Here is an 11,434-nt window from a genome sequence, read left to right as displayed (position 1 = left end):
TCAGAGCGGTCGCGAGAATCGCCACAGCTGCCAGGCGACGGCGAGCGCGCCGGTCAGCAGCAGCGCGATGTCTGCGGTGAGCGAATTGAGGGCAACCGATGCGAATGCGAGCAGCGCCAGCACCGCGTTCAGCGCAAACACCTCGCCGACGACGCGCCACACCGTGAATCGATTGTCGGTCGCGCGCTGGTAGAAGTGCGAGCGATGCGCGGCCCAGAAAGGCTCGCGCCGCGCCATGCGGCGAAACAGCGTGACCGTCGCATCCGTCAAATAGTACAGCGGCAGCAACAGCGCGGCGGCGAACTGCCGGTGCAGGGCGAGCTCGAGCAGGCACCAGCCGAGCAGCAGGCCGATCGGCAGGCTGCCGACATCGCCGAGGAATATCCTTGCGACCGGCCGGTTGAACGGCGCGAAGCCGAGCAGCGCGCCGCACAGCGCTGCCGCGACCAGCGCGGGAGCTGCGGGGAGATAGCCGAAGCTGCCGAGCAGGGCGATCGCCACGGTGATCGGCACGGCCTCGGCCGCGGTCATCAGGTCGAGCCCGTCCATGAAGTTGACGAGGTTCACGAACCAGAGGCCGGCGATCAGCAGCAGGCCGCGTTCGAGCCAAACCGGGCCGGCCGGAACCAGCCTGAGACCATCAGGCGCGGAAAACACCACGGCCGCAACGGCGGCGGCCTGCAGCAGCAGCCGCGGGACGACGGGCAGCGAGCGGATGTCGTCGGCAAAACCCACCACCGCGATGAACAGGCAGGCCGCGAAGACGATGAAGGGAATAGTCAGGTTCTGCGATCCGGCCAGGACGATGACGATTCCGCCCGCCAGCAGCGTCGCCGCCGTGACCGCGATGCCGGCACCCTGCGGCGTTGGAATACGGTGCGACGAACGCGCATTCGGCTTCGCCAGCGCCACACGCAGCAGCAGCGGCCGCGTCGCCTGGATCAGGACAGCCGAGATCGACGCAGCCAGAACCGCCGCGATCAATGACAGGAGGATTTCGAAAGCGCTCATTCTGGTCCGGCTATTGCGATCCCGGGACTCGCGATTGCGATCCCGGGACTTCGATCGGTTCTGTGCCCTTGGCGGCCTTTTCCGGACTCAGGATCCAGACCAGGCCGCCAAACACGCCAACCACGAACGATACCGCGCCGAATAACAGCGAGATGTTGACGCCTTCATTGGCGATCAATCCGGCGTAGCCGAAGGCCAGCGCCATCGTGGCCTCGCGTACGCCCCAGCCCGCGATCGAGATCGGCATCATCGTGATCAGCATCACCGGCGGCAACAACTGGAATATCTGGCCGAAGGTGACGGGCGCGGTGATCGATTTCACCACGCACCAGGCGATCACGACGGTCACCACGTGAATGGCGATCGAGAGAATTGCAACCCTCAATCCGCGCTTGCGGCTGAACAACACCCGGTTCGCGATGACCGCGCAGGCGTGGATGTGATGCGTCGCCCACCATTGCTTCAGCCAGACCCAAGGCAACACGCCGATCAGCAGGAAGCCAAATCCGGCCGCGAGTGCGGCGAGGTCGAGAAGCAGCAACGCCATCCAGCCGTGGGAATCAGAAATCAGCCGATAGCTCCAGGGCAGGGTGGCGGCGATGACGACGGCGAGGGCGATCAGCCCGATCGCGCGGTCGACGAAAATCGAATAGGTGGCTGCGCGCCAGCCCGCACCGGCGCGCGCGACGAGCCAAAGCCGGACCGCGTCGCCGCCGATCGAGGACGGCAGTGTCTGGTTGAAGAAGGTGCCGATCACGTTGAAGCGCATGGCCTGGCCTGTCTCCAGCGGGGCTCCGCACTCCACGCTGATCTCCCGCCAGCGCAACACCCCGAGGAAGATCTGCAGGAACGTGACCGCGATCGCGAGGCCGAGCCAGCCCAGGCTCTCGACCTGGATACGGGCGGCAAGGTCGTACAGATTGACCTTACGCAGCGAGAAATAGAGCAGCGCGGCCGAGATCAGGATCTTGACGGTCGAAAGCAGGATTCGGCGCATTTCCGTTCGCGCTGCCAGGTTTCAGAATGTGTCAAAACAGCGCAAAACGCCTTCGCGCGCCCAAATTCGCCGCCTTGGTATGGTTTCCGCGCCGATCTGGCAATACCCGTACTGGTCCCTATTGCGGCAGGCGCGAAGGGGTGGCTAAAGAGGCCGGAACGGGGGACGGCCGGCCACTCACCGGGGATTTACGTTACCGGTAAAATCCGACCAGGCGCATGGGGGCGCGTGCTACTGCTTGGATAGTGCTTCCGAAGCAACAGGGCCACCGGCCGCCACGGCCCGGGCCGATTTGGTATGTCGTCCGCGGGCGGATACGACGGGACTTGCACGACAGGATTTGAGGCATCGATGGATCGACGAATTATTCCCCTGATCATGTGCGGCGGCGCGGGCACGCGGCTGTGGCCGGCGTCACGCGAGGTGCATCCGAAACAGTTCCTGTCGCTGTTCGGGGCCCGCTCGACCTTCCAGGAGACACTTCTGCGGGTCTCCGACGCCGGCCTGTTCGAGCGTCCGATCGTGATCACCAACGAGGCCTATCGCTTCATGGTGCTGGAGCAGCTGGCCGAGATCGGCCGCGAGGCCGACGTGCTGCTGGAGCCGATGCGCCGCGACTCGGGGCCGGCGATTGCGGCCGGTGCGGCGTTCGCGCAGAGCCGCGACAGCGAAGCGATCGTGCTGGCGCTGGCCGCCGACCATCTGGTGCGGGACACGGCGGCCTTCGTCGCCGCGTGCCGCGGCGGATTGGTCGCTGCGGACGCCGGCCGCATCGTGACGTTCGGCGTCAAGCCGGAGCGGCCTGCCACCGAATACGGCTACATCAATCCGGGCGAGGTGGTCGCCGGCGAGGTGCGCGCGGTGGCGAAATTCGTCGAGAAGCCGGATGCCGCGACCGCAGCGGGCTATATCGATGCAGGCTATCTCTGGAACAGCGGCAACTTCATGTTCCGCGCCGGCGTGCTGCTCGACGAGTACCGCAATGTCGATGTGGACAGCGTGGCCTCGGTGGAGCAGTCGGTTGCGTCGGCGGCGCGCGATCTCGGCTTCGTCAAGCTCGATGCGCAGGCCTTCGGCGCGGCGAAGGCGATCTCGATCGATTACGCGGTCATGGAGAAGACATCGCGTGCCGCGGTGGTGCCGGTGGCGTGCGGGTGGTCCGACATCGGCTCGTGGCGCCAGGTCTGGGAGCTGTCGGACAAGGACAGCCTCGGCAACTCTGCGCGCGGCAAGGCGGTGTTCGAAGACTCCCGCAATTGCAACGTCTCGACCGACCGGGCGCTGGTTGCGCTCGAAGGCGTCGACGATCTCGTCGTGGTCGCGACCCAGGACGCCGTGCTGGTGTCACGCCAGAAGGACGCCAATGGGCTGAAGCGGCTGGTAGCGAAATTGAAAGTCGCGGCGCCGGAGGTGACCGAGAATCACATCAAGGTGCATCGCCCCTGGGGCTCCTATCAGTCGGTCGACAATGGCGATCGCCACCAGGTCAAGCGCATCGTCGTCAAGCCGGGCGGACGGCTGTCCCTGCAGAAGCACCATCACCGCTCCGAGCACTGGATCGTGGTGCGCGGCACCGCACAGGTCACCGTCAACGAGCTGATCAAGACGGTGCACGAGAACGAATCGATCTACATCCCGATCGGCGCGGTGCACCGGCTGGAGAACCCGGGCAAGATCCAGCTCGAGCTGATCGAGGTGCAGACCGGCAGCTATCTCGGCGAGGACGACATCATCCGCATCGAGGATGACTATCGGCGCACCTGAGGCGAACGGGCCCCGCGCTCAAGATCGAGTCGCGGGCGATGTAACTCTTTGAATCAAAACGTGTCCGGATTTCGCCGTTGGCATTCGCCACATTTGTGACGCCGTGCTATAGCGGCTGCCAACGAAGCGGGTCGTGATTTGCGCCAAAGGCGCGGATCGGGCAGAGGGGCCTTGGTGCTGATTCCCTCGGAGCCGGGATGGCTCCCTGAGAAGCCGGGACAACCGCCAGAACGTTACTTGGGGTCTACGATATGAATGCAAAAATGTCCGCAGCCGGCGCGAAGGCCGATATCGGCCGCGCATTGCGCGTCGGCGTGATCGGCGCCGGCGTGATGGGCAGCAACCATGCCCGCGTGCTGGCCGGACTGCCGGGGGTGCTGTTGATCGGCATCGTCGATCCGCTGCCGGAACATCGCACGCGCGCCATCGACCTGGTCGGCTGCCGCGCCTTTGAAAGCCTCGATCAGCTGTTCGCCGAGGGCATCGATGCGGTGACGATCGCAGCTCCCACCCATCTGCATCACGAGATCGCGCTCGCCTGCGTCGCGCGCAACATTCACATCCTGGTCGAGAAGCCGGTCGCATCCACGGTCGAAGAGGGCCGCGAGATCGTGGCGGCCGCCGAGCAGGCCGGCGTCACGCTGATGGTCGGACATGTCGAGCGTTTCAATCCGGCGGTCGCCGCGATCAAGAAGGCGATCTCGGGCGAGGACATCCTGTCGATCGGCATCACCCGGGTCGGCCCGTTTCCGCCGCGAATGTCCAATGTCGGCGTCGTGATCGATCTTGCCGTGCACGACATCGACCTGATCCGCTGGTTCACCGAGTCCGACATCGTCGAGGTGCAGCCGCAGCTCTCGAGCGCGGTCGCCGAGCGCGAGGACATCGCGCTGCTGCAGTTTCGTACCGCGTCCGGCGTGCTCGCCCACATCAACACCAACTGGCTGACGCCGTTCAAGGCGCGCAACGTGACGGTCGCAACCCGCGGCAAGTATGTGATGGGCGATCTGCTCACGCGTCAGGTCACCGAATGTTTCGGCTTCAAGCCGGACGGCAGCTATTCGATGCGTCATCTGCCGGTCGGTCACGACGAGCCGCTGCGCGCCGAACTGATCGCCTTCCTCGATGCCGTACGCGGCGGCAAGCTGCCGGCGGTGTCCGGCGACGAGGGCGTGGCGAGCCTCGAGATCGCGATCCGCTGCCTGGAATCGCCCGCGCGGCCCGCCGCCTCGACGATGCGCAAGGGGCCGCGCCGGATCGCCGGCTAATTTGCAACTTGAAAACACGCGCGAAAGCTTCATGAACCAACACATGCGTCCAGAGCCCGTTCCCTTCATAGACATTGCCGCGCAGCGCCAGCGGCTCGGCAAATCGGTCGATGATGCAGTCGCCCGCGTGCTCAACCATTGCCAATTCGTCAATGGCCCGGAAGTGACCGCGCTGGAGAAGGCGCTGGCCGACTATAGCGGCGCAAAGCATGTGGTGAGCTGTTCCAGCGGCACTGACGCGCTCTTGATGGTCCTGATGGCGAAGAATGTCGGGCCGGGCGACGCCGTGCTGTGCCCGTCTTTCACGTTCTGCGCGACCGGCGAAGCGGTGGCGCTCACTGGCGCGACACCCCTCTTCGTCGATGTGGACGAGACGACATTCAATATCGATATCAATTCGCTCAAGCGCGGGATCGCCGCCGCGATGTCGCGTGGCCTAAAGCCGGTTGGTGTCATTCCAGTGGATTTGTTCGGCCAGAGCGCCGATCATGACGCGGTGGCTGCGGTTGCCGAAGCCGAGGGCCTGTTCGTGCTCGACGACGCCGCCCAGGGCTTTGGCGCGAGTTACAAGGGCCGCAAGCTCGGCACCTTCGGGCTTGCGACCGCGACCAGTTTCTTCCCGGCAAAGCCGCTCGGCTGTTTTGGCGATGGCGGCGCGATCTTTACCAATGATGACGAACTTGCGAACGCGCTACGCAGCATCCGTGTGCACGGGCAAGGCTCGGACAAATATGACAATGTCCGCCTCGGCCTCACCGGGCGGCTCGATACCATGCAGGCCGCGATCCTGCTCGAGAAGCTGAAGATTTTTGACGACGAGATCGTGGCACGCAACCAAGTGGCGGAGCGCTACGCGCGCGGACTCGGCAATATCGTGACCGTGCCTCGCCTTGCGCCAGGTTGCACCTCGGTGTGGGCGCAATACACAATCCGCCTGCCGAAAGGGGCCGACCGCGATGCCTTTGCCTCGACGCTGAAGACCCAAGGCATTCCGACGGCGATCTACTACACGAAGTCGATGCACCAGCAGACCGCTTACCGTGATTTCCCGGTCGCCGACGGCGGCCTAGCGATCAGCGAAAGCCTCTCCGACGACGTCATCAGCCTGCCGATGCACGCCTATCTCGACGAGGCGGCCCAAGACCGCGTCATCGCGGCTGTGCGCAGCGCGCTTTCGGCCTGATAGGAAACTTTTTCAGACCGCAATCATGCGCTAGAAGCAGCGCATGCTTGGGCGCATCTTCACCGTCGGCGGCTATACCCTGCTATCGCGGGTCACCGGGTTCGCGCGCGACATCATGCTCGCGGCGATCCTCGGTGCCGGGCCGGTTGCCGACGCCTTCTTCGTGGCGCTGCGGCTGCCCAATCATTTCCGCGCGATCTTCGCCGAAGGTGCCTTCAATGCCGCCTTCGTGCCGGCCTATGCCCATGTCCATGGCGAGCGCGGCGAAGCGTCGGCACGGCTGTTCGCCGACCGCATCTTCACGCTCCTGTTCGCCTCGCAGGTGATCCTGCTGGCGGTGGCGATGGCGTTCATGCCGCAGGCGATGAGCATCCTGGCGCCGGGCTTCACCGAGGACGCGGCGCAGCGCAAGCTCGCGATCGAGCTGACGCGGATCACCTTTCCCTATCTGCTGCTGATCACGCTGGTGACGCTCTATGGTGGCATGCTCAATGTGATGCATCGCTTCGCCAGCGCCGCCGCGGCGCCGATCTTCCTCAACCTCGCCATGATGATGACGCTGGCGCTCGCGGCTTTCTTTCCGAGCGCGGGCCACGCCGCGGCCTGGGGCGTGCTGATCTCGGGCTTCCTGCAATTCTTCCTGCTCGCCGGCGACCTGGCGCGTCACGGCGGCCTGCCGCGGTTCGCGCCCTTGCGGCTCGACGAGGACGTCCGCGGCTTCTTCCGCGCGCTCGGGCCGGCGACGCTAGGCTCGATGGGCACGCAGGTGGCGCTGTTCGCCGACACCATCATCGCGACCTTTCTGCCCGCAGGCGCGCTGTCGGCGCTGTATTATGCCGACCGCCTCAATCAATTGCCGATCGGCGTGATCGGGATCGCGATCGGCACCGTGCTGCTGCCGGAGATGTCGCGGCGCCTGAGCGCCGACGATCACGCCGGCGCCATGGCGGCGCAGCGCCGCGCCTTCGATTTCACGCTGCTGTTCTCGGTGCCGTTCGTGGCGGCGTTCCTGACGGTCGCCGATCCGATCATGCGCGCGATGTTCGCCCGCGGCGCCTTCTCCAAGGCCGATGCCGCTAGCGCCGGGGCCACGCTCGCGGCCTATGCGGTCGGGCTCATTCCGTTCGTGATGATCCGCAGCGCGGTCGCGACCTTCTACGCCCGCAAGGACACCGCAACGCCGGTGAAAGCGGCGCTGACCGGGGTCGCGGTCAACGTCGCGCTGAAGATCGCACTGGTCGGCTCGCTGGCGCAGGTCGGGCTCGCGCTCGCGACCGCGACCGGGGCCTGGGTCAATCTGCTGCTGGTGCTGATGTTTGCCGTGCGCCGCGGCTACCTCGCGCTCGATCGGGCGCTGATCCGCTCCTTCGGCACCTTCGCGCTATGCGGCGTGCTGCTCGCGGTCGCGCTGTGGCTGACCTCGCATTTCGCTTATGTGTGGTTCGCGCCGATGCAGATCTTTCGCGATGAGCTGATCCTGCTACTGCTGATTGCGGTCGGCGTCTTCGTCTACGCCCTGTCGATCCTCACGCTGTTCGGCCGCGGCTGGCTGTTCGCGCTGCGCCGCGTATAGTTTTACCTGTCAAATCAAATGCATAGGCGGCCGCTGTGTGATAGCGCCGCGCGCGGCGGAAAGCGGTTTGCGCTTCGCCGACAACCACGCCAATATGCGCAAAACACACCAAGGCAATTGGAGAGACGATGGCAGCTCCCATCAAATTCGGCGTCGGACAAAGTGTGCGGCGCAAGGAGGACGACGCTCTGATTCGCGGCAAGGGCCGCTACACCGACGACGTCGCACCGTCTCCCGCATTGCACGCGCTGATGCTGCGCTCGCCGCACGCGCACGCGACCTACACGATCGATGCCGGCAAGGCCCGCGGCATGCCCGGCGTGGCGCTGATCCTGACCGCCGCCGACGTCGCCGAACTCGGCGGGCTGCCGTGCCTGTTCAATCTCGAGACCGATCCGTTCACCGCACCGCCTTATCCGATCCTCGCCAAGGACGAGGTGCGCCATGTCGGCGACGCGGTGGCCTTTGTGGTCGCCGACACCGTCGATCATGCCCGTGACGCGATCGAGGCGATCGACGTCAAATGGACGCCGCTGCCGGCGGCGGTCGGCCTCGTCAATGCGGTGAAGAAGGATGCGCCGCAGGTCTGGCCGGACAAGCCCGGCAATGTGCTGTTCGACGTCTCGATCGGCGACAAGAAGGCCGCCGAGGACGCGTTCGCGAAGGCGCATGCGGTGGCCGAGATCACCATCGTCAATCCGCGCGTCATCACCAATTTCATGGAGACGCGCGCTGCGGTCGCCGAATACGACGCCAAGAAGGATCATCTGACGCTGACGATCGGCAGCCAGGGCAGCCACCGCCTGCGCGAGATCCTCTGCGACATGATCCTGAAGATGCCGAAGGAGAACATGCGGGTAATCTGCCCGGATGTCGGCGGCGGCTTTGGCACCAAGCTGTTTCCCTATCGCGAATATGCGCTGATCTCGGTCGCCGCGCGCAAGCTCAAGAAGAGCATCAAATGGACGGCCGAGCGCTCCGACCATTTCATGGGCGACGCGCAGGGCCGCGACAATCTCACCACCGCGAAGATGGCGCTCGCCGAGGACGGCAAATTCCTCGGCATGGATGTCGACCTGATGGGCGACATGGGCGCCTATCTCTCGACCTTCGCGCCTTACATCCCGCATGGCGGCGCCGGCATGCTGCCGGGCCTCTACGACATCCAGGCCTTCCACTGCCGGGTCCGCACCGTGTTCACCAACACGGTGCCGGTCGATGCCTATCGCGGCGCCGGCCGCCCGGAGGCCGCCTATGTCATCGAGCGCCTGGTCGATGCCGCCGCGCGCAAGCTCGGCATGACGCCGGACTCCATCAGGCGGAAGAATTTCATTCCGCCGAAGTCGCTGCCCTACACGACCGCGACCGGCAAGGTCTACGACTCCGGCGACTTCGTCGCGCACATGAAGCGCGCGATGGAGATTGCCAACTGGAAGGAATTTCCGAAGCGCGCCAAGGCCGCCAGAAAGGACGGCCTGGTGCGGGGCATCGGCATGGCGAGCTATGTCGAGGTCTGCGGCACCATGGGCGAGGAGACCGCCAATGTGGCGCTCGATGCCAATGGCGATATCTCGGTCCTGATCGGCACGCAGTCGAGCGGGCAGGGCCACCAGACCGCCTATGCGCAGATCGTCGCCGAGCAGTTCGGCGTGCCGCCCGAGCGCGTCCATGTGCTGCAGGGCGATACCGACAAGATCGCGACCGGCCTCGGCACCGGCGGCTCGGCATCGATTCCGTCCGGCGGCGTCAGCGTGCAGCGCGCGACGCATGATCTCGGCAACAAGCTGAAGGAGCTTGCGGCGCAGGCGCTGGAAGCCGGCGCCGGCGACCTCGAAATCGCCGACGGCCGTATCCGCATCGCCGGCACCGACCGCTCGATCAGCTTTGCCGATCTCGCCAAACGCCCCGGCGGCGATACGTCGAAGATGAATGCGAGCGCGACCTTCGCCAGCGCCGACGGCACCTATCCGAACGGCACGCATCTCGCCGAGGTCGAGATCGATCCCGCCACCGGCATCATCAAGATCGTCAGCTACGTCATCGTCGACGATTTCGGCGTCACGCTCAATCCGCTGATGCTGGCGGGCCAGGTTCATGGCGGCGCGATGCAGGGCATCGGTCAGGCGCTGATGGAGCAGGCGGTGTACAGCCCGACCGACGGTCAGCTCGTCACCGGCACGTTCATGGACTATGCGCTGCCGCGCGCCTCCGACGGGCCGTCCTTCGTGTTCGAGACCCATAACGTGCCCTGCACGACCAATCCGATGGGCGTGAAGGGCGCGGGCGAGGCCGGCGCGATCGGCTCGTGCCCGGCGGTCGTCAACGCGATCGTCGAGGGGCTGCATCGCGAGTACAAGATCGACCACATCGACATGCCGGCGACGCCGGAACGGGTCTGGATCGCGATCCGCGAGGCGCAGCGCCGCCATAATCTCTGATAAATTGTCGCAGGCGGAATGAAGATTCCGCCTGCGGTGTTTTGCAAACCAGCCCGGCCGCAGATCGCGGACCGGGACAGAGCGGAATTGAGAGGTTTTGCCGATGAAGCGGATTGTCGTCGTCGCAGCGATGCTTGCGTTGAGTGCAGGGGCGGTGGTGGCCGACCAAAATCAGGTCAAGAAGACCCAGGCCATGATGAAGGACAATGGCAAGAATGCGGGCGCGCTGGCGGCGATGCTCAAGGGCGAGAAGCCCTACGACCAGGCGACCGTCAATGCCGCGCTGGCCCAGTTCGAGGACACCGCCAAGCAGCTGCCAACGCTGTTCCCGGAGAGCATGAAAGGCGTCAAGCTGGACGGCGATTACGCCCCCTCGCCGAAAATCTGGGAAGACAAGGCCGGTTTCGCGCAACAGGCTGCGAGCTTCGCCAAGGCGGTCGCCGATGCCAAGGGCAAGATCAAGGATGTCGATACGCTGAAGGCCGAACTGGGCCTGATCGGCAAGCAGTGCGGCGGCTGTCACGAGACCTATCGCCTCAAGAAGGGCTGATCGCCACTCGGCTCATCATCGTTCGATCAATGAGAAGGGCGGACGCTTTGAGGCGTCCGCCCTTTTTTGTGTCGGTCGTTTCTTGTTGGAGCGAGCTCGCGACGATTGCTTCGTGAGGATTGCTTGGTGATGGATTACTTCGTCACTTGTTATTTGGTCACTTGGCCGCGGATCTCACCGCCCGGATTGGCCGCGGTGTGAACGTTGACATAGTACTTGCCGGCGAGCAGATCGGCGGCCTGCGCGTCGGTCAATGTTGCGCTGCCTTCGACCGGGCTCGACGTCGCGTTCGGGATCGCGACTGCGACACCCGCATTCTTGCCCGCCTCGGCGGGGCCGTGGAAATGCGCGGCGGTGGCTGGACCCGACAGGCCGGAATAGGTCAGCTTCCAGCTCAGCTTCTTGGAGGCGGCGTCGTAGTCGATGTCGGCGGTGCCGGTGGCGGCGCTGGTATTCGGCGGCACTTCGCTCTTGCTGTCCAGCTTCGCCGTGAACTTCTCGGCAAAGGCCGGACCGGCGAGGGCGATGGCGGCGCCGAGCGTCAGCGTGGCAAGCAAGGTCTTGTTCGACATGGTTCTCTCCCCTTTGACGTCACAGGATGGTTGCAATCCTCAAACAGCAGTTTTTCGGATTTATTCCCCAAATGATCG

At 65.1% G+C, this 11,434-nt stretch carries 9 protein-coding genes; 6 read left to right on the top strand and 3 right to left on the bottom strand.

Annotated features, from left to right (window positions below):
- Nucleotides 1–1,011 carry a hypothetical protein gene (locus XI02_RS29600; RefSeq protein WP_016840372.1) on the bottom strand — a complete coding sequence of 337 codons (1,011 nt, stop codon included), beginning with the start codon at nucleotides 1,009–1,011 and terminating at the stop codon, nucleotides 1–3.
- 10 nt (nucleotides 1,012–1,021) lie between these two features.
- Entirely contained in the window at nucleotides 1,022–2,008 is a 987-nt protein-coding gene (locus XI02_RS29595; protein ID WP_016840373.1) for a lysylphosphatidylglycerol synthase transmembrane domain-containing protein, read from the bottom strand.
- A 351-nt stretch (nucleotides 2,009–2,359) separates the two neighbouring features.
- On the opposite strand from XI02_RS29595, the gene XI02_RS29590 reads away from it, so the two are divergent.
- From XI02_RS29590 to XI02_RS29565, 6 genes are all read left to right on the top strand, one after another.
- Entirely contained in the window at nucleotides 2,360–3,772 is a 1,413-nt protein-coding gene (locus XI02_RS29590) for a mannose-1-phosphate guanylyltransferase/mannose-6-phosphate isomerase (RefSeq protein ID WP_172647660.1), read from the top strand.
- A gap of 263 nt (nucleotides 3,773–4,035) precedes the next feature.
- Complete coding sequence (locus tag XI02_RS29585; protein WP_125459328.1) at nucleotides 4,036–5,040, top strand: Gfo/Idh/MocA family protein; 1,005 nt, start codon at nucleotides 4,036–4,038, stop codon at nucleotides 5,038–5,040.
- Nucleotides 5,041–5,071: 31 nt separating this feature from the next.
- A complete protein-coding gene (locus XI02_RS29580; protein ID WP_016845980.1) occupies nucleotides 5,072–6,223 on the top strand; it encodes a DegT/DnrJ/EryC1/StrS aminotransferase family protein in 1,152 nt (383 codons plus the stop codon).
- 43 nt (nucleotides 6,224–6,266) lie between these two features.
- Nucleotides 6,267–7,796, top strand: coding sequence for a murein biosynthesis integral membrane protein MurJ (gene murJ, locus XI02_RS29575; protein WP_016845981.1), 1,530 nt, complete (start codon nucleotides 6,267–6,269; stop codon nucleotides 7,794–7,796).
- Between the two features lie 128 nt (nucleotides 7,797–7,924).
- A complete protein-coding gene (locus tag XI02_RS29570) occupies nucleotides 7,925–10,234 on the top strand; it encodes a xanthine dehydrogenase family protein molybdopterin-binding subunit (RefSeq protein ID WP_016845982.1) in 2,310 nt (769 codons plus the stop codon).
- A 103-nt stretch (nucleotides 10,235–10,337) separates the two neighbouring features.
- Nucleotides 10,338–10,784 (top strand): cytochrome c, encoded by a 447-nt coding sequence (locus XI02_RS29565; protein ID WP_016845983.1) that lies wholly within the window; start codon nucleotides 10,338–10,340, stop codon nucleotides 10,782–10,784.
- Between the two features lie 149 nt (nucleotides 10,785–10,933).
- Here XI02_RS29565 and XI02_RS29560 read toward each other — a convergent pair whose 3' ends face one another.
- Nucleotides 10,934–11,356, bottom strand: a complete 423-nt coding sequence (locus tag XI02_RS29560; protein WP_016845984.1) for a CHRD domain-containing protein — start codon at nucleotides 11,354–11,356, stop codon at nucleotides 10,934–10,936.
- Between the last annotated feature and the right edge of the window lie 78 nt (nucleotides 11,357–11,434).

Origin of the sequence: Bradyrhizobium sp. CCBAU 21365, from assembly GCF_015291305.1 — a bacterium.
In the GTDB taxonomy this organism is placed as follows: Bacteria; Pseudomonadota; Alphaproteobacteria; order Rhizobiales; family Xanthobacteraceae; genus Bradyrhizobium; species Bradyrhizobium elkanii.
This window is presented reverse-complemented; position numbering and strand designations above follow the sequence as displayed.